Here is a 22,248-nt window from a genome sequence, read left to right on the forward strand (position 1 = left end):
GGGAGGCTTTACTGTCGGGTCATGCCGGGACACCCACCGGCCCGACGAGGAGGTCGACACCCGATGGCCATGCTGCGCAGCTACGTGTCAGGTCGCTGGCACGTCCCGTCCGTCGAAGGAGCCCCGCTGCACGACGCGGTGACCGGCGAGGAGATCGCCCGGATCTCCTCCCAGGGCATCGACATGGCGGCGGCACTGGACCACGGCAGGCGCGTCGGCGGGCCGGCGCTGCGGGAGCTGACGTTCCACCAGCGCGCGGCCCTGCTCAAGGCACTCGCCTCGCACCTGCGGGAACACCGCGACGAGCTGTACGCCCTGTCCGCCCGGTCGGGCGCGACCAGGACGGACTCGCTGATCGACGTCGACGGCGGCATCGGCGTGCTGTTCGGCTACGCGAGCAAGGCCAAGCGCGAGCTGCCCAACGACAAGGTCTACCCGGACGGCAACGTCGAGCCGCTGAGCAAGGGCGGCACGTTCGTCGGCCGCCACATCGCGACCCCGCTGCGCGGCGTGGCCGTGCAGATCAACGCCTTCAACTTCCCGATGTGGGGCCCGCTGGAGAAGTTCGCCCCGGCGTTCATCGCGGGCGTGCCGTCGCTCATCAAGCCCGCCTCCCAGACCGCCTACGTCACCGAGAAGCTGGTCGAGCTGATGCTCGCCTCCGGCCTGCTCCCAGAAGGCTCGTTGCAGCTGGTCACCGGCAGCGCGGGCGACCTGCTCGACCACCTGACCGCGCAGGACCTGGTCGGCTTCACCGGCTCCGCGTCCACCGCGCAGGTGCTGCGCACCCACCCGGCGGTCGTGCGCAACAGCGTCCGCTTCAACGCCGAGGCCGACTCGCTGAACTGCTCGATCCTCGGCCCGGACGCGGTCGAGGGCACGCCCGAGTTCGACCTGTTCGTCAAGCAGCTCGTCAGCGAGATGACGGTCAAGGCGGGCCAGAAGTGCACCGCGATCCGGCGCGCCCTGGTCCCCGCCCCGCTCGTGGACGCCGTCGCCGACGCCGCCACCGCGCGCTTGGCGAAGGTCGTGATCGGCAACCCCGCCAACGACACCGTGCGGATGGGCGCGCTGGCCGGGCTGGAGCAGCGCGAGGAGGTCCGCCGGTCGCTCAAGGCGCTGCTGGAGGTCGGCGACGTCGTCTACGGCTCGCTGGACCGCGTGGACGTGGTGGACGCCGACGCCGAGCGCGGCGCGTTCCTGTCGCCGGTGCTGCTCAAGGCCGACCCCGACCACGCCCAGCCGCACGAGGTGGAGGCGTTCGGGCCGGTGTCCACGCTGATGGCCTACCGCGACGCCGAGCACGCGGTCGAGCTGGCCGCACGGGGCTCGGGCAGCCTGGTCGGCTCCGTCGTCACGCACGACGCCGACTTCGCCCGGGACGTGGTGCTGGGCGTCGCACCGTGGCACGGCCGCATCCTGGTGCTGGACCGCGACGACGCCAAGGAGTCCACCGGGCACGGCTCGCCGCTGCCGATGCTGGTGCACGGCGGCCCGGGCCGGGCGGGCGGCGGCGAGGAGATGGGCGGCATCCGGGGCGTGCTGCACCACATGCAGCGCACCGCCGTGCAGGCGAGCCCGCGGGTGCTGACCGCGGTCACCGGGCAGTGGGTGACGGGCGCGCCGCGCACCGAGCCGGACGCGCACCCGTTCCGCAAGTCGCTGCGGGAGCTGCGCATCGGTGACTCGGTCGTGGCCGGGCCGCGGGCGGTGACGCTGGCCGACATCGAGCACTTCGCCGACTTCACCGGCGACACGTTCTACGCCCACACGGACGAGGAGGCCGCGGCCGCGAACCCGTTCTTCGGCGGCCGGGTCGCGCACGGCTACCTGGTGGTGTCGTTCGCGGCCGGCCTGTTCGTCTCGCCCGAGCCGGGGCCGGTGCTGGCCAACTACGGGCTGGAGAACCTGCGGTTCCTCACGCCCACGTTCCCCGGCGACGAGCTGACCGTGACGCTGACCGCGAAGCAGATCACGCCGCGCGAGGACCAGGACTACGGCGAGGTCCGCTGGGACGCCGACGTGGTCAACCAGAAGGGCGAGTCGGTGGCCAAGTACGACGTGCTCACGCTGGTCGCCAAGCAGTAGCCGGTTCCACCAGGTGGACGCGCGCCGGTCCGATCACCCGGACGGGAACAACCGGCGCGCGTCACGTGGTTGGCGGGGAAGGAGGACCTTCAACGAGTTCGAGGAGCACCTGAGGTGTCTGAGACCTTTTCGCTGGGCGGCGACCTGACCGTCAACCGCCTGGGCTACGGCGCGATGCGGCTCACCGGCGAGGGCATCTGGGGCTACCCGGCCGACCGCGACAACGCGATCGCCCTGCTGCGCCGGGTGGTCGAGCTGGGCGTCAACTTCATCGACACGGCGGACTCGTACGGCCCGCACGTCAACGAGGAGCTGATCCGGCAGGCCCTGCACCCCTACGCCGACGACCTGGTCATCGCGACCAAGGGCGGCCTGCTGCGCACCGGCCCGAACGAGTGGCCGGTCCTGGGCAGGCCCGACTACCTGCGGCAGGCCGTGGAGACGAGCCTGCTGCGGCTGGGCGTCGAACGCATCGACCTCTACCAGCTGCACCGCGTCGACCCGGCCTACCCGCTGGAGGACCAGGTCGGTGAGCTGCGCAAGCTCCAGGAGGAGGGCAAGATCCGGCACATCGGGCTGTCCGAGGTGACCGTGGCCCAGCTGGAGGCCGCGCAGGCGGTCGCGCCGATCGCGAGCGTGCAGAACCTCTACAACCTGGCCAACCGCGGCCACGAGGCCGTGCTGGAGCGCGCCACCGAGCAGGGCATCGCGTTCATCCCGTGGTTCCCGGTGGCGACCGGCGAGCTGGCCCGTCCGGGTGGCGTGCTCGACGCGGCGGCCAAGGACCACGGCGCCACGCCCGCGCAGCTCGCGCTGGCGTGGCTGCTGCGCAGGTCGCCGGTCGTGCTGCCCATTCCCGGCACGTCCTCGATCGCGCACCTGGAGGAGAACGTGGCGGCGGCGAAGATCGAGCTGACCGACGAGGAGTTCGAGAAGCTGTCGGCGCAGGCCTGAACTCCGGGCCCCGCCTGGACCCCGGGCGCTACGCCGGGTCGAACGCCGCCCGCTCGACCCGGCGTTCGACCCGGCGGCGCAGGTCGTCGGGCAGGTCGTCGCCCGCGGCCAGCAGGCCAGGAAGCAGCTCCGCCTCCAGCGTCAGGGCGCGGAACGCGAGGGCGATCGTGACGTCGTGGTCGGGCCGGTGCTCGATCGTGATCTCGTCACCCGCGGTGATCGTGCCGGGTTCGAGGACGCGGAAGTAGGTGCCGGGGAGCCCGCGCTGAGTGAACTTCTTCACCCACCCGCGTTCCTCCATCACCCCGGCGAACGTGCGGCACGGCACGCGCGGGCCGGTCGCCTGGAGCAGCAGCCCGCCGATCCGCCACCGCTCGCCGATGAGCGCACCGCACACGTCGACACCCACCGTGGTCAGGTTCTCGCCGAACAGCCCGGGCCGCAGGTCGCGGCCCAACTCGACCGCCCACTCGTCCAGGTCTTCCCGCGCGTAGGCGTAAACGGCCTGGTCGTCGCCACCGTGGTGGCGCTTGTCGGAGATGTGGTCGCCGGCGACGCCGCTGCCGCCCACGCCACGCGGGCCGGGTGCGCGGACGTCCACCGGGCCGGTCACGGCGCGCTTGCCGATGCCGGTGTGGCCGATGTCGGCCTGGTCGAACTCGACGCGGGAGCCGACGTTGAGGGAGAGCACGTGGGGCATGCCCCGACGGTAGCCGAGCCACTTTCGGGGTTCGCACTCCTTATCGGGCGCGGGTGGGGGAGGATGGCGGTGTTCACCGTCCGTGGGGGGAGTCATGCGCAGGTCCGCAGTCGCGTTGGTGCTGGCCGGGGTGGCACTGGCGGGCTGCGCCGAGCGGACACCCCTGCCCGCGCCGACCCTCGGCCCGGTGGTGGACGACAGCGCCACGCTGGTCACCGGCCTCGCCGCCCGCGCCGACGAGCAGCGGTCGGTGCGGTTCCGGACCGAGACCACCATGACCGGGCTGCGGGTGGACCTCGACGGCGGCCTGCTGCGCGCCCGAGAGGGCAGGCTGGTGTCGTTGCGGCAGGACTCGTCGACCGACGTCGTGGTGCTCGCCGACGCGGGCTACTCCCGCACCGACGGCGGCACGTGGACCAGGCTCGACCTGGCCGACCGCGCGCCCGTGCGGGCCGACACCACGGTCGCCGGCCTGGCCGACGAGGTCGACCCGGCGTCGGTGGTGGAGTCGCTGGCGGGCAGCCTGCTGGTGGACAAGGGCGACGAGCGGCTCGACGGCGTGCCGACCCGCCGCTACACCCTGCTGGTCGACCTGCGGGTGCAGGCCGAGCGGACGCCCGACAGCTCGCGGCGCGCCCAGCTGCTCGCCGCCTACGAGTCCGGCTTCACCGCCTCGGCGACCGTGTGGGTGGGTCCGGGCGACCTGCCGGTGCGGGTCGAGCAGGTGCTGAGGACGTTGGAGGACAACGTCTTCCAGCGCACCCTGCACGTCTTCACCGACTGGAACGCCGACATCCGGGTGACCGCACCCGTCTCCTAGAGACCTAGCAGGTGCGCTTGGCCCGCTCGATGTCCGTGGTCAGGGCCGGCCGGCCGTCGACCTCGCTGTCCGGGTTCGGCGCGATGCCACCCGCGGCGACCTTGTCCAGCGTGGCGAGCCCGGCGGGCGTGACGCGGCCGAACACGGTGTAGTTGGGCCGCAGCACGGAATCCGACGTGACCAGGAAGAACTGGCTGCCGTTGGTGTCCGGGCCCGCGTTGGCCATGGCGAGGGTGCCGCGCGGGTAGGTGCGGCGCTGGCCGGTGGGGTCGTTCGGCGCGGGCGCGAGGTCGGTCGGCAGTTCGTCCTCGTACTTGTAACCGGGCCCGCCCTCGCCCGTGCCGGACGGGTCGCCGCACTGGAGCACCTTCAACGTGGGGTAGGCGGTGAGCCGGTGGCACGTCGTGTCGTCGTAGAACTTCCGGCGCACCAGGTGCAGGAAGCTCTGCACCGTGCACGGCGCCTGCGCGCGGTCCAGCACCAGCGGCACCGGGCCCTGGTTGGTCCGCAGCAGCACCTCGGGGTGGCCGCGGTCGGGCGTGTGCCGCGGGTCCGGCGGCAGCGGCACGGGACGGGCGGCCGGCTCGTCCGGCGTCACGGTGTACGCGCACGGACCGCGGGTCGAACCGGGAGCTTCGGGTGACGCCTGCGCCACCCCGCCGCCGAGGACCACCGCCAGCGCCACTGCCACGAGGATTCTCACCGCACCAGGTCTAACGGACCCGCCACCGCGGTGCTAGGGCCGGTCGGCGGGTCCCAGCGACGCGGCGAACGCGCTGAGCGACTCCCGGTCCGGCTGCGCGGTCTTCGTGATCAGGCTGGCCACGTGCTTCTCCACCGTGCGCGGCGAGATGTGCAGCCGGGTGGCGATCGCCTTGTTCCCCAGCCGGCCCGCCAGCAGCCGGAACACCTCGAACTCGCGCACGGTCACGCCCAGCGCCCGCAGCTCGCGCGGCACCTGGTCGGACCCGGTCCGCCGCTGCGGCACCGACGCGCCCACCTGCCGCAGCAGCCCGCGGCACGCGCTGGCCACGGCCGCCTGACCGGCCTGGTGGAAGTACTCCTCCGCGCCGCGCAGCCACGCCACCGGCTCGCCCCACCCGTCGGCCACCGCCGCCTCGGCCACCAGCCGCAGCCCCAGGTGCCGGGCCAGCGGGTGGATCGCCGCCGCCTCCCGCGCCGCCCGCACGGCCTGCGCCGCCTCCGCCTCCCGGCCCAGCCTGCCCAGCAGCACGGCCAGCGCGAACTGCGCGAACACCCGGTTCCAGCGCATCCGGGCCGCCGCCGACCGCGTCACGGCGCGGTAGCCGTCCAGGTCCAGCGCACCGGACACCGCCTCCAGCAGCAGGAGCAGCCCGTGCCGACCGGACAGGTGGTACACGGTCGGCGTCTCCGCCTCGTACGCGATCGCCCGCGCCAGGTCGTGCCCGGCCGCGGCGCGGTCCTCCTCCAGCAGCGCGCAGAACGCCCGCGCCAACCCGAAGCACAGCGGCCGCTCCTGCGAGCCGACCCCGCCGACCTCGTCGAACTCCTCGATCGCGGCGTCCATCTCGGCCCGCCTGCCCTGGTGCGCCGCGGCGGTCGCCCGCGCCATCAACCCGTACAGGGTCAGGTTGCGCAGTTGCAGCCGCCGGGTGTCGGCGATGACCCGCGGCAACCGCTCGGCCGCCGCCGCGTACTGCCCGCGCAGCACGGCGTCCAGCCCGAGGATCGCGTCCACGTTGTAGGCCACGCTCACCGCGCCGATCAGCAACGCCTCCTCGCGCGCCTCGGCCAGCTCCGCCGCCTTGCCCTCGGCCAGCCAGTCCAGCCCGGCCTGCCGGATCACCGCGTAGGCGCGCTGGATGGGCAGCCCGTGCTCGTCGGCCAGCGCCCGCGCCCGGCTGAAGCAGTCGGCCGCCTCGTCGAGGTCGCGTTCCCGGGCCAGCACGCCGAGCAGTTGCCACGTCTCGCAGCCCACCTCGGGCAGCGGCACCCGCTTCGCCGCGTCGGCCGCGCGCCGGGCCAGGAACTCGGCCGAGGCGATCCGGTCCGGCACCTCCAGGTTCAACGTCAGGAACGCGGCCACCGCGTCGAGCCGCGCGGTGTGCTCGTCGGTCGCGTCCGCGCCGAGCAGCGCGCGGGCGGTCTCCACGTGCGCCATGCCGTCGGTCCAGCGGCCCGCGGTGTTGGCCACCTGCGCCAGCTTGGTGTGCAGCTCGGCCCGGCGGACCCGGCCCAGCCCGGCGGCGCTCAGCTCGGTGACCGCGTCGACCAGCGCGAACGCCCGCTCGAACTGGCCCGCCTCGGCCAGCGCGGGCAGCAGCGAGTCCAGCACGTCGGCCCGGACCGCCACGTCGACCTCGCTCGCCAGCAGCCGGTGCGCGTGGTCGAGCAGCCGCACCGCCGACCCGGCCGCGCCGTCGGCCAGCGCCCGACGTCCCGCCTCGGCCAGCAGCGCGCCCGCCTCGGCGGTCTGCCCGGCGTCCAGCCGCAGCGACGCCACCAGCGCGCACCACTCGCCGGGCAACCCGGGGTGCAGCCGCTGCACGGCGTCCGCGGTCCGCCGCGCCAGCTCGGCCCGGTGCGGTGGCGGTATCTGCGCGAGCAGCGCCTCGGCGGTCAGCGGGTGCCGGAACGCGTACCAGTCGGGCACCGGCTCGTCCGGCGTCACGAGCTGCGCGGCCACGCCCGCGTGCAGGTGCGACAGCAGCGCGCGGTCGTCCATGCCGGTCACCCGCCGCAGCACGGACAGCGGGAACCGGTGGCCCAGCACGGCGGCCACGGACAGCACCTCGCGCCCCTGCGGCCCGAGCCGGTCGGTGCGGTGCGCGATCGACCGCACCAGCGCCGACGGCACGTCGATGCGCAGCTCGCCGAGCACCTGCCAGCCCGCCGGGCCGCGCACCAGCAGGCCGCCGTTCACCAGGCCGTGCACCATCTCCTCGACCACGAACGGGTTGCCCGCGCTGTCGGCCCACAGCCGCTGCACGACCTCGGCGGGCACCTCGTCGTCCTCCGCCTCCAGGCACAGCGCCACCATCCGGCTCACCTGGCGCTCGTCCAGCCGGCGCAACTCCATCAGCACGCCCGCCTGCCGTTGCGCGGCCGAGCGGATCACGTCCAGCGCGGGGCCCGGGTCGGCGCGGGTCGTCACCAGCAGCGCGGCGGGCGCCTGGTCGAGGTTGTCCACCAGGTAGTCGACGACCGCCAGCGTCTCGGCGTCCGCGTCGTGCAGGTCCTCCAGCACCACCAGGCTCGGCTGGGTCCGGCCGACCAGGGCCAGCAGCCGCAGCACGGCCTCGGCGAGCACCAGCACGGAGTGCGCGGGCCGCGGCTCCTCGGGGCCGCCGTCCGGGCTCCACTCGGGCGCGAGCCTGCCCAGCGCCGGCTGGTAGGGACCCAGTTCGGCCAGGTCCAGGCCATCACCCACGCGCAGCAGCGACATCAGGGCCTCGGCCAGCGGCCGGAACGGCACGATGGGCCCGATCGTGCTGCCCCGACCGCGCAGCACCCGCATGCCGCGGTCGAAGGCGGCGCCGGCGGCGAAGCGCGCCAACCGGGTCTTCCCGATGCCGGGCTCCCCGACGAGGAACACGGCGCGCCCGCGGTGGGCGCCCGCGTCGGCCAGCACGCGGTCGAGCACGCGGAGTTCTTCGTCGCGGCCGACCACGACCGGCGCGCGGGTGTGCATGCGCCGACCTTAGTCAAGCCGCGTCACCGCATGCCAAACTGCCCGCACCCCCAGTGCGGGCGGGCAGTTCGGCGGCGGTGCGAGCCGGTTACAGGGGCAGGCCGGGCGCGCTCACCGTGGTCATGGTGCCTTCGCTCACGGTGACGGCGGCGTACGCGCCGACGGCCAGCGTCAGGCCGGCCAGCGCGCGGGCGCGGGCCCCTGCCTTGGCCTTGCGGGACAGCGCCATCTCCCCGGCGGGGTGGTCGCCGTCCTGGTCGGCGCTCCAGGTGGTGACCTCGTCGCGGTTGGCGTTGCTCATGGGGTGTTCTCCTCGATGGGGTGGGTGTCGTGCGTGGACCCGAGCAGGAGCACCGAAGGCACCTGCTCGGGGAAACCGAGGCGGAGCAAGCCGTACCCGATGCCGGACAGCCCGGTGAGCAGGCCGGCCGACGGCACGCCACCGGGCGTGCCGCAGCGCGCCCCGTACTGGTCCAGCGCGCCGAGGACCAGCCCCGCGCGCCGGGTCTGCATGGCCGGTGCCAGGCCGTGCCCGCGTTCGGCGAGCACGGTCAAGGCCTCGATCACGCCCAGCTCACCGTGGCACAGGCTCAGGTCCCGCAGGGGTTCGTGCACCGCCAAGGCGTTCGTGCACCGGTCGACGTGCAGGGTGTGCGCGTCGACCGGCTGGTCGGGGTGGGCGCAGTGCGCGAGCACCGCGCCGGACAACCCGGAGCACCAACTGTGGTCGGCTTCGGCCACGTCGAGCAGCCGTTGCCGCAACGCGTGGTCGGCCCGCAGGTTGGCCCGGCCGACCACACCGTAGCGGTCGTCGCGGACGGTCCGCGCGTAGCGCAGCAACGCCCAGCCGACGCCCGCCCGGCCGCGGGCGAAGCCGTCGCCGCCGGGGGTGGCCGCGAGGAGCCGGTCGGCGTACGCGCGGGCGAGCGCCGAGGCGGCGGGCAGGCCGCTCTCCGCCCGCACCGCCAGCATGGCGGCCAGGCCGCCCGCCCAGCCCTCGACCACGTTGGCCGGGTCCTCGCCGGCCGCTTCGACGGCGGCCGCGACGTCGACCGCGGTGCGCAGCCAGCCGGTGATCTCGCCGTCGTCCAGCAGGTTCGCCATCCGGGCCAGCGCGTAGCAGATGCCGCCCAGCCCGTGGAACCCGCCGCTGCCCACGGCCGCCGCCCGCTCACCGTCCTCGGCGAACGCGGTCAGCAGGCCGGGGATCGGCCGCAGCGCGTCCCGCGCGTACTCGGTGTAGCGGGAGGCACCGGTGAGCCGGCCCAGTTGGGCGAGGAACAGCGCGACGCCGGTGTAGCCGTTGGACAGTCCGGCGCCCATCGGCGCGACCGCCCAGTGACGGTCGTCCACCAGCTCCAGGCCCACCCAGTTGACCCGGCCGTCGGCGGTCGTGGCGTGCGCCAGCACCTCGTCGGCGATGCCGCAGGCGGCGACCAGCAGGCGTTGCGGGTCCGGCACGCCGGCTTCCACCGGCGCGGCCACGCCCCGGCCCGTGCGGTGCTCCACCGGGCGCGGCCTGCTCGCCAGCCCGGCGCTGATCAGCCACTGCTGGTCGTGCTTGTCCACCTCGTCCAGCGCGGCGACCTTGGCCGTGACGGCGTCCAGCGCGGAGCACGGCAGCAGGTCCGGCAGCCGCTGCCCGGTCGAGGTGACCACGTCGCGGCTGCCCGGCCGGGTGGTGAACAGCGGCACGTCGCCCGCCCACAGGTCGCGCATCTCGTGCGGCACCAGTGCACGTGTCACGTCGTCGTCGCCCGCGCCGTCCCACAGCAGGTCGAGCACGTCCTGGCGGGCCGACGCGCCGCGCAGCGCGTCCGGGTGCGTCGACTCGTCCAGCAACGTCGAGTACAGCTGGGTCATCCGCGGCACGAACCGCACCGGCAGGTCGGCGAAGCGGCTCAGCAGCCCGTCCGGGCCGAGCAGCTCGGCGCGGTGGTAGCACAGGGCGTCGTAGCCGATCCGGAAACCGGCCAGCAGCGCGCCCTGGTAGTCGGCGGGCTCGGCGTCGCGACCGTCCACCACGGGCCGGTTCTGCGCCGGGGGCATCGGCGCGGGCCTGCGCACCAGCCGCATCCGGTCGGTGCCGGGGTCCAGCCACGCCACGCCGTCGACGGGCGGCCGGTCGCCGTGGTCACCGCCCAGGCCGCCGACGTCCAGCGCGCCGTGCTCGCCCAGCAGCACGCGCGGCAGCACGGCGGTGCGGTGCACGGACCGCGCCAGGGCCCGGACCGCCGGGTCGGTCGGCGCGCCCAGGGTGGGGTGGAACAGGGTCTCCAGGTCCACCAGCACCGGCTGATCGCCCGCCGCGATCAGGTTCTCGTAGTGCATGTCGGTGCCGTCCACCGCGTACAGCAGCGCGATCAGCGCGCCCAGCCGCTGGTAGAACCGGCCGACCTCGGTGACGTCCGCGCACGGGCGGTGCTCGACGAACTCCAGCCACCCGTGCCCGGGGCGGGCCAGCAGGCGCGGCAGCCGCAGGTCCAGGCCGGTGTGCCCGTCGAACCACGTGACCAGGTCGGCGAACGCCCGGTGCAGCGCGACCGGCCGCGGCTTGTAGACCACCCGGCGGCCGTCGGTGAAGGTCAGGACGGCCACCGAGCGGCCCCGCGCGTGCGGGTCGCCCCGGCCGGTCTCCACGTGCGCGAGCGCGCCGGGGTCGCGGCCGTCGAGCAGGGTCCGCACGATCTCCGCCCGGTCCGCGGTGAAGCGGTCCAGCAGCTCGCGGTGCGCGTCCACGGAGTGCAGGCAGGCCTGGCCGAGCAGCCGGGCCAGCACCGGGTACCGGGCGAACAGCGCGGGCAGGTCCACGTGCCGGACGAAGTCGGCGAACCGCTCCTGCGGCGTGTCGCCGACGAGCCGGCCGCCGACCCGGTCGAGGTTCAGCTCCAGCACCAGGGTGCGAGCCGCGATCCGGACCAGCCGCTTGCCCAGCGCGCGGGCGAAGTCGGCGTCCAGCCGCGGGTCGAGCGCCGTGGCCGCGCGCACCAGGGGTCTCAGCGCGAACGCGAACGCCTCGTCCCAGCTGCCGCCGGCGAAGTCTGCACGGGCCGCGGTCGTGGTGGCGCGTTCCACGAACGCGGCCCATGAGGGCCGTCCACGGGGGACGACCAGCTCCTGGGTGTTCCCGCGCACGCCGCTGTGCCACCACGTCGCTGGCGGCCGTTCCACGGCGGAGGGAATCACGCCGACAACGTGTCATGGGGGCCCGGTGCCGCACATGGGGGCCGTGCCCCCAGATTTGCGCGCGGACCCCGACGAGACCGCACATGTGCGGTGAACCGCTTCGCCGCAGGTCACCGCCGGGATGACGGGACGGTGAACGGCGTGGTGCCCGGCCCCGTGCAGGCGGGACCGGGCACCGGACGACCCTCTCGGCAGGGCCTAGAAGGTCAGGTTCCAGACGTCGATGTAGCCGGTGTCACCGGAGTACACGTCCTGGACGCGGAGCTTCCAGGTGCCGTCGGCGACCTCGGCCGAGGCGTTCACGGTGTAGGTGGCGACCACGTTGTCCGCGCTGTCGCTCGACGACGAGCCCTTCAGCCGGTACGCCGTGCCGTCCGGCGCGACCAGGTCGACCACCAGGTCGCCGCGGTAGGTGTGCTTGATGTCGACACCGACCTTCAGCGTGGCCGGCGCGTTGCCGGTCCGGCCGGTCACCGCGATGTCGGACGTCACCGTGCCGCGGTCCACGATCCGCACGTCCGTCGCGTTCTCGAACGTGCCGGTCGGCGGCGTGGTGCCGCCACCGGCCGCCGCGACCGCCTTCGCCGCGTCGGCGAGCCCCGCGCCGCACCCGCCGGTGCAGGTGCCGGCCAGCGGGCGGGCGTTGTTCTTGATCAGCGCCTCGACCTGGGCCGGGGTCAGCGCCGCGTTGGCCTGGGCGAGCAGCGCGGCCAGGCCGGCGACGTGCGGCGCGGCCATGCTGGTGCCCTGGTACGGCGCGTAGGACTCCGCGCCGGCGGTGGTCGTGCCCGCGTTCAGCGTGGAGAGGATGCCGTTCTGCGGCGTGGTGATCGTGCCCGGCGTGTCGGTGGCGCGCCGGGTCTCGCCGCCGGGCGCCGCGATGTCGACCTTGGCGCCGTAGTTCGAGTAGTACGCCCGGTTGCCCTCACGGCTGCTCGCCGCCACCGCGATGACGTTGTTGCAGCTCGCCGGCGTGAAACCGGAGACGTCGGCGTTCGAGTTGCCCGCCGCGACGACGACCGTCGTGCCGCGGCCGACCGCCGAGTTGATCGCGTTCTGGTAGGTCGAGGAGCACGCGGACTGGCCGCCCAGGCTCATGTTGACCACCTTGGCCGGCGTGGGGTTCGAGGGCACGCCGGACACCGTGCCGCCGGACGCCCACACGATGGCGTCGGCGATGTCGGACGTGCTGCCGCCGCACTGCGCGAGCACGCGGATCGGCTGGATCTTCGCGTCGTAGGCGATGCCGGCGACGCCCTTGGCGTTGTTCGTGGCCGCGCCGATCGTGCCCGCCACGTGCGTGCCGTGCCAGCTCGAGTTCTGGTCCTTCGGCGGCACGGGGTTGCCGAACAGGTCGGTGCCGCAGTCGCCCGCCTTCATCCAGTCGCCGTTGTCGGCCGGGTTCGAGTCGCGGCCGTTGCCGTCGCGCGCCCGGGAGGCGTCGGAGACGAAGTCGTAGCCCGCGACGACCTTGCCCGCCAGGTCCGAGTGCGCGACGTAACCGGTGTCGAGCACCGCGACCGTGACGCCCTGCCCGGTGGCCGTGCCCCACGCGCCGGGCACGTTCATGCCCGCGGTGGCCTCGAACAGGTCCCACTGCTTGGCGTAGTCGGTGTCATTCGGGTCCGCCAGCGGCTGCATCATCAGGTCCGGCTCGACGTAGGCCACGTCGGGGTCGGCCCGGAACTCCTCGATCGCCTTCGCCGCCGCCGCCCGGTCGGTGGTGCCGAGGTCGACCACGGTGGCGCCGGTGCCCAGCCGGCGGCGGAGGCTGAGGTCCCGGCCGACCCGGTCGCCCTTGGCCTCGGCGTCCTGGGCGGCGGCGGTGTCCGAGCTCGCCTCCGCGGCGCCTGCCTTGTAGCCGACGATCAGCCGCTCGTACGGGCGGGCGTCGGCCGGGGCCGGGGGCGCCGCGGGCTCGGCGGTCGCCGCGGTCACGCCGGACAGCAGCGCGGCCGAGACGGCCGTCGCGCACAGCGCGGCGCGTCGCAATCCGTTCACAGGGGTGGTTCCTTCCGACTGCAGGGACTTCGCCTGCCGTCGAGGGCATCAGGGGTCTGAAACGGCTGCGAAGTGCGTGAAAGGTAGGCAGGAAGGCGGGGATTGGCCCAGAGTCGGAACGCGGCAGTTTCGCGACACTGACGTGTTCCCGTCAGCGGATTGGGCCGAACGGTCCACGTCGAACGGGCTGTTCGGTCGAAACGGGGACAATGTGCGGGTGTTCGAACACCTGGGTGTCTCCGCCGAGCAGGCGCGTGTCTACGAGCGATTGGTCCGCACCGGGTCGTGCACCGCGGCGGAGGCCGGGACGTCACCCGGCGTGCTCGGGGAGCTCGTGCGGCTGGGGGTGGTGCAGCGGCTCGCCGACGACGTGTGGCAGGCCGTGCCGCCGGACCTCGCGGTGGAGGTGCTGATCGCCGCCCGCGAGGACGGGCACCGGCGGGCGCGGGCCGAGGCGGCCCCGCTGATGGAGGCCTACCTGCGCAACCGGGCCGAGCAGCACCACGACACGTCGATGGTCGAGGTGGTCAACGGCGCGGGCGCGGTGCGCGACGTGTGGCGGGCGCTGCTGGCCGGCGCGCGGACCGAGGTGTGCGTGCTCGACCAGCCGCCGTACCTCTCACCGGTCGAGGAGCACACCGGGCTGGAGGTCGACACGCGGCGGCGGCACGTGCAGTGGCGCGTCATCTACGACCGGTCGAGCGTGGAGCTGCCGGGGCGGCTGGCCGAGATCGGCGAGCTGGTCGCGTCGGGGGAGCGGGCCCGGGTGACGCCGACCCTGCCGTTCAAGCTCGGCGTGGTGGACGCGCGGGTGGCCGTGCTGCCGGTGGCGGTGCGGGGCGCGGTGGACCAGGTGCTGCTGATCCGCCCGTCACCGCTGCTGGACGTGCTCGTGTCCATGTTCGACCTGTACTGGGACAACGCGATCCCGTTCAGCCCGCGCGGGTCCGGCGGCGAGGTCGACACCCGGTTGCTGGCGCTGCTCGCGGCCGGGTTGACCGACGAGAGCATCGCCCGCCACCTGGGCCTCGGCCCGCGCACCGTGCAGCGGCGGGTGCGGCAGCTGATGGACCGGTGCGGCGCGCGGACGAGGTTCCAGGCCGGTGTCCAGGCCATGCGCCGCGGCTGGTTGTAGCCCCTGGCGTCAGGCGCAGTTCTCGGCTTGGCCGGCGGCGGCGCGGAAGTCGTCGGGCAGCGAGACCACGGCCATCTTCTCCACCGCCTCGTTCATCACGGTGACCGCCTCGGTCATGTCCTGGATGACGGTGGAGAAGATGTCGGTGGTCATCTCCGGCGCGTCGTCCACGGTCGCCTTCGCCGAGACGAACTTGTCCCGCGCCCGGCCCAGCGGCTCGCTGATCACCTCGACCGCGGTGTCGGCGGCGGGGTTCGGCGCGGGGGTCAGCTCGCCGAGGTCGTGCAGCACGACGTCGAGCACGTCGACCACCCGGCCGAGCGAGTCGCTGATCGCCTTCTTGGCCTCGGCCGGGTCGGTCTGCGTCTGGTCGAACTGGACCCCGCCCGAGGCGACCATGTACTTCGCCACGCCGCAGAAGTTGTTCACCCAGCGCACGACCTCGGCGTCCGCCCCGCCGGACGACACCGGGCCGGCCGTCGGCTGCCCCGTCACGGGCACCGCGCACCCGGTCAGCCCGACCAGCGCCACCGCCACCACCCACCGCTTCACAGGGGATTTGTACCCCGTCATCACCCGATAGTGGGGTGGAACATGACAAACGGGGGAATCGTCGGCCACGATGTCCGCCTCATGACCGTCTCACTCGATGTCTCCGGCGGGATCGCGGTCATCCGGATCGGCGAGCCGTCGGACACCGTGCTGCCCGACCTCCGCGCGCTGCTGCCGATGGCGGCCGGTGCTCGGGCCGTCGTGCTGCCGGTGGACGCCGGGCTGTGCTCGATCGACATCAAACGGCTGGTCCGGGTGTCGGCGGCGGAGCGGGAGGCGCTCGCGGCGGCGGTGCGCGGGGTGCGGGACGAGGTGGCGAACCTGCCCGTGCCGGTGGTCGCGGCGATCGGCGGCAGCCCGTACGGCGAGGTGGCCGAGCTGGCGATGGCGTGCGACCTGCGGGTGTTGTCGTCCGACGCCGCACTCGGCTGGGTGACCGACAGCCGGGTGACCGGCGGTCAGGTGTTGGTGGCACGGCGCGTGACCGCCGACGAGGCGTTGCGGACCGGGCTGGTGGACCGCGTCGTGCCGCCGTCGGCGGTGCTCAGGACCGCACTCGAACTCGCAAACGAGTGCAAGTCAACGCAAGCGGGACGTAAATCCTGCCGTATAGTTGCTCCATGACGCAACGGCGGTTGGCGGAAGTGGCCGCGAAGGTCGGCGTGAGCGAGGCGACGGTCAGCCGGGTGCTCAACGGCAAGCCCGGTGTGTCCGACGCGACGCGCTCGGCCGTGCTCACCGCGCTGGACGTGCTGGGGTACGAACGGCCGACGCAGCTGCGCGGCGAGCGGGCGAGGCTGGTCGGCCTGGTGCTGCCGGAGCTGCAGAACCCGATCTTCCCCGCGTTCGCCGACGTGGTCGGCAACGCGCTGGCGCAGCGCGGCTTCACGCCGGTGCTGTGCACCCGCACGGCCGGCGGCGTGACCGAGGCGGACTACCTGGAGCTGCTGTTCGAGCAGCACGTGTCGGGGGTCGTGTTCGCCGGCGGGCAGTACGCGCAGGCCGACGCGTCGCACGAGCACTACCGGCAGATGACGCGGCGCAAGCTGCCGGCGGTGCTGGTGAACGCCGCGATAGAGGACCTCGGGTTCCCGCGCGTGTCGTGCGACGACGCGGTGGCGGTCGAGCAGGCGTTCGGGCACCTGGTGGCGCTGGGGCACGTCCGGATCGGGGCGGTGCTCGGCCCGTCGGACCACATGCCGTCGCGGCGCAAGCTCACCGCGTTGACGTCGTGCGCGGGCGCGGCGGGGGTGGAGCTGTTCGAGGAGCACGCGATGTTCTCGCTGGAGGGCGGGCAGGCCGCCGCCACCCGGCTGCTGCACCGGGGCGTGACCGCGATCCTGTGCGCGTCCGACCCGCTGGCGTTGGGCGCGGTGCGCGCCGTGCGGCGGCACGGGCTCAAGGTGCCGCACGACGTCTCCGTGGTGGGTTACGACGATTCACCGCTCATGACGTGCACCGAACCGCCGTTGACCACGGTCCGCCAGCCGATCGAGGCGATGGGCCGCGCGGCCGTCGAGCTGCTGGCCAACCAGATCTCCGGCACCCCGGTCCCCGACGAGGAACTCCTCTTCGAACCCGAGCTGGTCGTCCGCTCCTCCACCGCCCCCGCCCCCCGCTAACCCGAGAGTCGAACGCTCAGGTCCCGAGTGTCGAACGCTCAGGACCACCGAGTCGAACCTTCAGGACCCCCGAGTCGAACCTTCAGGACCCCCGAGTTCGACGTTCGCGACCGTGCCCCGGCCGTCGTGAGCGTTGAACTCGGGGGTCCTGAGCGTTCGACACTCGGGACGCGGAGGTTCGACACTCGGGACCTGAACGTTCGACTCGCGGGGTGTGGGCTTACGACGAGATGTCGGGAAGTTGCGAATTTTCGTAGACATCTTGCGGGACGGTGATGGGGCGATTTAGCGTGTGCGCCACACCACTCCCGAGGAGGGTCCGCCCCCATGAACTCACTCAGCCTCCGCAGAGCGGCGGGGCTGCTGCTGGCAGGCAGCCTGAGCCTCACCGCCGTCGCGTGCTCGCAAGCCGGTGACGGCGGCACGTCCGCCGGCGGCAAGGTCACGATCTCGGTCAACGGCCAGCCGCCGCAGACCCAGCCGTTCGACCGCAAGGTCTTCGACGAGGACGTGGCCGAGTTCGAGGCCGCGAACCCCGACATCGACATCGAGCCGCACGAGGGGTTCATGGACCCCAAGACGTTCTCCGCGAAGCTCGCCGGCGGCCAGCTCGAGGACGTCTTCTACGCCTACTTCACCGACCCGGCCAACCTCATCGCCCGCCGACAGGCCGCGGACATCACCGAGTACGTCAAGGACGTGCCGCACTACGACGCCATCCGCCCCGAGCTGCGCGACGTCTTCAGCAAGGACGGCAAGGTCTACGGCGTCCCCACCGCCAACTACTCCATGGGCCTGCTCTACAACCGCGCCCTGTTCACCCAGGCCGGCCTGAACCCCGACCAGCCGCCGAAGACCTGGGACGAGGTCCGCGAGGCCGCCAAGAAGATCACCGCGCTGGGTGACGGCAAGGTCGGCTTCGCCGAGTACAGCAAGAACAACCAGGGCGGTTGGCACTTCACCGCGTGGATGTACTCGGTCGGCGGCCGGATCGCCCGCCAGGACGGCGACAAGTGGGTCGCCGACTTCAACAACGACAAGGGCCGCGAAGTCCTCCAGCACCTCAAGGACATGCGCTGGACCGACAACACCATGGGCGAGAAGCAGCTCCTGGTGATCGAGGACGTCCAGCAGATGATGGGCGCGGGCCAGCTCGGCATGTACCTGGCCGCGCCGGACAACGTGCCGACCCTGGTCAACCAGTTCAAGGGCGACTACGCGAACTACGGCCTCACCGGCATCCCGGACGGCGAGGGCACGCTCATCGGCGGCGAGGGCTACATGCTCAACCCGAAGGCGTCGCCGGAGAAGATCAAGGCGGGCCTGAAGTGGATCCAGTGGAAGTTCCTCAACCCCGACCGGTTCGAGAAGAACCTCAAGCGGTACAAGGAGCAGGGCCAGCCGATCGGCCTGCCCGTGCCGCCGGTCGCGGACGTGTGGACCGGTGACATCGCCGCCAAGCAGTCCCAGCTGAAGGCGAGCCTGGCCACGGTGCCGGTGGCGAACTTCCAGTCCTACGTGGACGCCACGCCGAAGGGGCAGATCGAGCCGCCGAACGCCCAGCAGGTGTACGCGATCCTGGACAACGTCATGCAGGCCGTGCTCACCAACCGCGACGCGGACGTCAGCCAGTTGCTGGCCGACGCGGAAGCCAAGGTGAACCCCGTCCTGGCCCAGGTCAAGTGATGCGCCGCCGCGTCGCGGAGAACCTGGCCGCGTACGGGTTCCTGTCCGCCGCGCTGGTCTGCTTCGCGGTGTTCTCCTGGTACCCCATCGCGCGCGGGGCCGTGCTGGGCTTCCAGCAGGTCGACTTCGTCACCGACCCCGCGTGGGTCGGCTGGGAGAACTTCGAACGACTCTTCGCCGACCCCCTGTTCGCCACGGCGTGGCGCAACACCCTGCTGTTCACCGCGCTGGCGCTGGTGTTCGGCTTCGTGGTGCCGTTCCTGCTCGCGGTCGTGCTCAACGAGCTGCGGCACTTCAAGGCGTACTTCCGGCTCATCGTGTACCTGCCCGTGATGCTGCCGCCGGTGGTGGCCGCGTTGATCTGGAAGTGGATGTACGACCCCGGTCCGGGCCTGCTCAACACCGCGTTGCGCGGGCTCGGGCTGGAGGGCGCGGCGTGGCTGGACAGCGCCGACACGTCGATGCTGTCGCTGGTGATCGTGGCGACCTGGGCGAACCTGGGCACGGCCACGCTGATCTACCTGGCCGCGTTGCAGAGCATCCCGGGCGACCTGTACGAAGCGGCCGAGCTGGACGGCGCGGGCGTGCTGCGCAGGCTGTGGCACGTCACCGTGCCGCAGACCCGGTTCGTGCTGCTGGTCCTCCTGCTGCTGCAGGTCGTGGCGACGATGCAGGTGTTCACCGAGCCGTACGTGATGACCGGCGGCGGTCCGGAGGACTCCACGGTCACCGTGCTGCTCCTGCTGTACCGGTACGCCTTCTACTACAACGACTTCGGCACGGCGAGTGCCCTGAGCCTGTTGCTGCTGCTGGTGCTCGGCGCGTTCACCGCGCTGTACCTGCGGGTGACGCGGAAGGCGGACGCGTGAGGACGTTGATCGCGCCGGGACGTCACCGGGCCGGCTACCACGTCGCACTGGCGGTCACGACGGTCGTGCTGACCGCGATCTTCGTGGTGCCGCTGGTGTGGGTCGTGCTGTCGGCCATGAAACCGGCCGTGGAGCTGGCCCGCGTGCCGCCGACGGTGCTGCCGGAGACGTGGACGCCCGGCACGTACGCCGAGGCGTGGGACCTGATGGACCTCGGCCGCTACTTCCTCAACACGATCGTCGTGGCGGTGGGGGTGTGGGCGGTGCAGCTCGCGGTGGACGTGCCCGCGGCGTACGCGCTGTCACGGCTCAAACCGGTGCTGGGCAAGGGGATCCTCGGCATGATGCTGCTGACCCTGATGATGCCCGCCGCGGTGCTGCTGGTCCCGACCTACCTCACGATCTCCGACCTCGGGTTGCTCAACAACCCCCTGGCGCTGTGGCTGCTGGGCGCCGCCAACGCGTTCACGGTGTTCCTGCTCAAGCGGTTCTTCGACCAGTTGCCGGCGGAGGTGCTGGAAGCCGCGCGGATCGACGGCGCGGGCCAGTTCACCCTGCTGTGGCGGATCGTGCTGCCGCTGTCCAGGCCGATCCTCGCGGTCGTGTCCATCTTCGCGGTCGTGGCCGCGTGGAAGGACTTCATCTGGCCGCTGCTCGTGTTCTCCGACCCGGCGCGGCAGACGCTCAGCGTCGCGTTGCAGCGCTTCGCCCCCGACACACCGGTCAACCTGCTGCTGGCCGGTCTCGTGCTGTCCAGCGTGCCGATGATCGGACTGTTCCTGGTGTTCCAGCGGCACGTCCTGGCGGGACTCACCGCCGGCAGCGTGAAGGGCTGACGCCACTACCGAGGGAGGATCCACATGAACTGGTGGCGCGGTGCGGCCATCTACCAGGTGTACCCGCGCAGCTTCGCCGACGGCAACGGCGACGGGATCGGTGATCTGGCGGGTCTGCGCCAGAAGCTCCCGTACCTCGCCGAGTTGGGTGTGGACGCGATCTGGCTCAGTCCCTGGTACCCGTCGCCGCTGGCGGACGGCGGCTACGACGTCGCCGACTACCGCGACATCGAGCCGGTGTTCGGCACGCTCGTGGAGGCGGAGAAGCTGATCGGCGAGGCGCACGCGGTCGGCCTGCGGGTGATCATCGACATCGTGCCCAACCACTGCTCCGACCGGCACCCCTGGTTCCAGGAGGCGTTGGCGGGCAGGGGGCGGGACCGGTTCTGGTTCCACGAGGGCGACGGGCCGCCGAACGACTGGCGGTCGCGGTTCGGCGGGCCGGCGTGGAGCCAGGCGCCGGACGGCTCGTGGTACCTGCACCTGTACAGCCCGGAGCAGCCTGACCTGAATTGGACCAACGCGGAGGTGCGGGCCGAGTTCGAGTCGATCCTGCGGTTCTGGCTGGACCGGGGCGTGGACGGGTTCCGCATCGACGTCGCCGACGGCCTGGTCAAGGACTTCTCCAAGCCGGACGCCGAGCTGCCGTACTCCGACCAGGACGGCGTGCACGACATCTACCGGTCGTGGCGGAAGGTGTTGGACGAGTACCCGGACGAGCGGGTGTTCGTCGGCGAGATGTGGCTGCCCGACCCGGAGCGGTTCGCCCGCTACCTGCGGGCCGACGAGCTGCACTCGGCGTTCAACTTCGACTTCCTGTGCTGCCCGTGGGAGCCCGGTGAGCTGCGGCGGGTCATCGACGCCACGCTGGCCGCGCACGCGCCGGTCGGCGCGCCGCCCACGTGGGTGCTGTCCAACCACGACGTGACGCGGCACGTGTCGCGGATGGGCCGGGAGGACACGTCGTTCGACTTCGGACGGCGGCAGCACCTCACGCCGACGGACCTGGAGCTGGGCGTGAAGCGGGCGCGTGCGGCGATCATGCTGACCACGGCGCTGCCCGGGTGCGTGTACGTCTACCAGGGGGAGGAGTTGGGGCTGGAGGAGGTCGACGACCTGCCCGACGAGCTGCGCGAGGACCCGGTGTGGGTGCGCTCGGGCCACACCGACCGTGGTCGGGACGGGTGCCGGGTGCCGATCCCGTGGGGCGAGGACGGGCCGTCGTGGCTGCCGCGGCCGGCGCACTGGCGGTCGTTGTCGGTGGCCGCGCAGACCGGTGACCCCGACTCGATGCTCGCGCACTACCGCGCCGTGCTGGCGCTGCGGCGGTCGGAGCCGTCGCTGGGCGACGGCACGATGGCGTGGCTGGACCTCGGGCCGGACGTGGTCGCGTTCACCCGCGGCGAGGACTTCGCGTGCGTGCTCAACCTGTCCGCGGAGCCGGTCAAGCTGCCCGCGCACGACGCCGTGGTGCTGGCCAGCGGGCCCCTGGTGGACGGCGCCCTGCCGCCGGACACCGCGGTCTGGATCAGGCCCGCTCGTTGACCATCGCGGGCCGGTGGGTCCGCGCCGCCAGGTTGCACTCCAGCAGGCCGAGCACCCCCAGGGTCTCGGCCTGCTGGTCTTCGTCCAGGTCGCCGACGGTGGCCTCTTCCAGCTCGCGCCACATGCGCTCGACCTCGTGCCGCAGCGCCTGGCTCGCGGCGGTCGGCTCGACGAGCACGGCGCGGCCGTCGGTGGGGTCGGGGGAGCGGCGCACGAAGCCGGCGCGTTCCAGCCGCTGCACCGTCCTGGTCATGGCCGGCGAGTCCGCCCCGAGCACGGTGCACAGGTCGGTCAACCGCTGCGGGCCGCAGTCCCAGAGGTACATCATCACCATTTCCTGGCCTGGGTGCAGACCTGCCTGCCTGAGCAACTGACTCGCCAGGAGGCGGTGCAGCCGGGCGACGCGGAAGATCGCGTGGCTGATCCGGCCACCTTCTGCGACCTGGGGAACCGGCACTGACGTGGGATTTTGTCCTGTCCTGGCCATGATTCGAGTTTAGCTGGCGGTGAGAGTGATGGCTGTCACGTTCGCGCACGGGAATCATCCGAGTTCGGATTACTGTTCGGGCAGATAAAGAGCG

18 protein-coding genes are annotated in these 22,248 nt (G+C 72.9%); 10 read left to right on the forward strand and 8 right to left on the reverse strand.

The window, feature by feature from the left end; all coding sequences use genetic code 11:
* Window positions 1-63: 63 nt before the first annotated feature.
* Together paaZ and FHX81_RS32125 are read left to right on the forward strand one after the other, a co-directional pair.
* Window positions 64-2,088: a phenylacetic acid degradation bifunctional protein PaaZ gene (gene paaZ, locus FHX81_RS32120; RefSeq protein ID WP_141982235.1), complete on the forward strand. Its 2,025-nt coding sequence runs from the start codon at window positions 64-66 to the stop codon at window positions 2,086-2,088.
* A gap of 114 nt (window positions 2,089-2,202) precedes the next feature.
* Complete coding sequence (locus tag FHX81_RS32125) at window positions 2,203-3,042, forward strand: aldo/keto reductase (protein ID WP_141982237.1); 840 nt, start codon at window positions 2,203-2,205, stop codon at window positions 3,040-3,042.
* 28 nt (window positions 3,043-3,070) lie between these two features.
* Here FHX81_RS32125 and FHX81_RS32130 read toward each other — a convergent pair whose 3' ends face one another.
* Window positions 3,071-3,742 carry an MOSC domain-containing protein gene (locus FHX81_RS32130; RefSeq protein ID WP_141982240.1) on the reverse strand — a complete coding sequence of 224 codons (672 nt, stop codon included), beginning with the start codon at window positions 3,740-3,742 and terminating at the stop codon, window positions 3,071-3,073.
* A 94-nt stretch (window positions 3,743-3,836) separates the two neighbouring features.
* On the opposite strand from FHX81_RS32130, the gene FHX81_RS32135 reads away from it, so the two are divergent.
* Window positions 3,837-4,562 (forward strand): SCO4651 family lipoprotein, encoded by a 726-nt coding sequence (locus FHX81_RS32135; protein WP_141982241.1) that lies wholly within the window; start codon window positions 3,837-3,839, stop codon window positions 4,560-4,562.
* Between the two features lie 4 nt (window positions 4,563-4,566).
* Here the strand turns inward: FHX81_RS32135 and FHX81_RS32140 are convergent, their stop codons facing one another.
* From FHX81_RS32140 to FHX81_RS32160, 5 genes are all read right to left on the reverse strand, one after another.
* The gene (locus FHX81_RS32140) at window positions 4,567-5,265 is read right to left on the reverse strand and encodes a peptidylprolyl isomerase (protein ID WP_141982243.1); all 699 of its coding nucleotides are present in this window, start codon (window positions 5,263-5,265) and stop codon (window positions 4,567-4,569) included.
* Between the two features lie 33 nt (window positions 5,266-5,298).
* Complete coding sequence (locus FHX81_RS32145) at window positions 5,299-8,235, reverse strand: helix-turn-helix transcriptional regulator (RefSeq protein WP_141982245.1); 2,937 nt, start codon at window positions 8,233-8,235, stop codon at window positions 5,299-5,301.
* An 88-nt stretch (window positions 8,236-8,323) separates the two neighbouring features.
* Window positions 8,324-8,536: a hypothetical protein gene (locus FHX81_RS32150; RefSeq protein ID WP_141982247.1), complete on the reverse strand. Its 213-nt coding sequence runs from the start codon at window positions 8,534-8,536 to the stop codon at window positions 8,324-8,326.
* The gene (locus tag FHX81_RS32155) at window positions 8,533-11,370 is read right to left on the reverse strand and encodes a type 2 lanthipeptide synthetase LanM family protein (RefSeq protein WP_246108072.1); all 2,838 of its coding nucleotides are present in this window, start codon (window positions 11,368-11,370) and stop codon (window positions 8,533-8,535) included. Before FHX81_RS32155 ends, FHX81_RS32150 begins: the two co-directional genes overlap by 4 nt.
* Window positions 11,371-11,619: 249 nt before the next feature.
* Window positions 11,620-13,422 (reverse strand): S8 family peptidase, encoded by a 1,803-nt coding sequence (locus FHX81_RS32160; RefSeq protein ID WP_211363616.1) that lies wholly within the window; start codon window positions 13,420-13,422, stop codon window positions 11,620-11,622.
* 217 nt (window positions 13,423-13,639) lie between these two features.
* Here FHX81_RS32160 and FHX81_RS32165 point away from each other — a divergent pair, with 217 nt between their 5' ends.
* Window positions 13,640-14,557 (forward strand): LuxR C-terminal-related transcriptional regulator, encoded by a 918-nt coding sequence (locus FHX81_RS32165; RefSeq protein ID WP_141982250.1) that lies wholly within the window; start codon window positions 13,640-13,642, stop codon window positions 14,555-14,557.
* A 9-nt stretch (window positions 14,558-14,566) separates the two neighbouring features.
* Here the strand turns inward: FHX81_RS32165 and FHX81_RS32170 are convergent, their stop codons facing one another.
* Entirely contained in the window at window positions 14,567-15,109 is a 543-nt protein-coding gene (locus FHX81_RS32170) for a hypothetical protein (protein WP_141982252.1), read from the reverse strand.
* A gap of 81 nt (window positions 15,110-15,190) precedes the next feature.
* Here FHX81_RS32170 and FHX81_RS32175 point away from each other — a divergent pair, with 81 nt between their 5' ends.
* The 6 genes from FHX81_RS32175 to FHX81_RS32200 all read left to right on the forward strand — a co-directional run bounded on the left by FHX81_RS32175 (window position 15,191) and on the right by FHX81_RS32200 (window position 21,667).
* Window positions 15,191-15,733 carry an enoyl-CoA hydratase/isomerase family protein gene (locus FHX81_RS32175; protein ID WP_170232243.1) on the forward strand — a complete coding sequence of 181 codons (543 nt, stop codon included), beginning with the start codon at window positions 15,191-15,193 and terminating at the stop codon, window positions 15,731-15,733.
* Window positions 15,730-16,731, forward strand: a complete 1,002-nt coding sequence (locus FHX81_RS32180) for a LacI family DNA-binding transcriptional regulator (RefSeq protein ID WP_141982256.1) — start codon at window positions 15,730-15,732, stop codon at window positions 16,729-16,731. The genes FHX81_RS32175 and FHX81_RS32180 overlap by 4 nt, the downstream gene beginning before the upstream one ends.
* A 327-nt stretch (window positions 16,732-17,058) precedes the next feature.
* Window positions 17,059-18,417 carry an ABC transporter substrate-binding protein gene (locus tag FHX81_RS32185; protein WP_141982258.1) on the forward strand — a complete coding sequence of 453 codons (1,359 nt, stop codon included), beginning with the start codon at window positions 17,059-17,061 and terminating at the stop codon, window positions 18,415-18,417.
* Entirely contained in the window at window positions 18,417-19,286 is an 870-nt protein-coding gene (locus tag FHX81_RS32190) for a carbohydrate ABC transporter permease (protein WP_141982260.1), read from the forward strand. Before FHX81_RS32185 ends, FHX81_RS32190 begins: the two co-directional genes overlap by 1 nt.
* A complete protein-coding gene (locus FHX81_RS32195) occupies window positions 19,283-20,122 on the forward strand; it encodes a carbohydrate ABC transporter permease (RefSeq protein WP_246108073.1) in 840 nt (279 codons plus the stop codon). The genes FHX81_RS32190 and FHX81_RS32195 overlap by 4 nt, the downstream gene beginning before the upstream one ends.
* 24 nt (window positions 20,123-20,146) lie before the next feature.
* Window positions 20,147-21,667 (forward strand): glycoside hydrolase family 13 protein, encoded by a 1,521-nt coding sequence (locus FHX81_RS32200; RefSeq protein ID WP_141982261.1) that lies wholly within the window; start codon window positions 20,147-20,149, stop codon window positions 21,665-21,667.
* On the opposite strand, the gene FHX81_RS32205 is transcribed toward FHX81_RS32200, so the two are convergent.
* Window positions 21,651-22,154 (reverse strand): MarR family winged helix-turn-helix transcriptional regulator, encoded by a 504-nt coding sequence (locus FHX81_RS32205; RefSeq protein WP_141982263.1) that lies wholly within the window; start codon window positions 22,152-22,154, stop codon window positions 21,651-21,653. The two genes, FHX81_RS32200 and FHX81_RS32205, sit on opposite strands and share 17 nt — an antisense overlap.
* Window positions 22,155-22,248: the final 94 nt, after the last annotated feature.

Origin of the sequence: Saccharothrix saharensis, assembly GCF_006716745.1 — a bacterium.
GTDB lineage: Bacteria > Actinomycetota > Actinomycetes > Mycobacteriales > Pseudonocardiaceae > Actinosynnema > Actinosynnema saharense.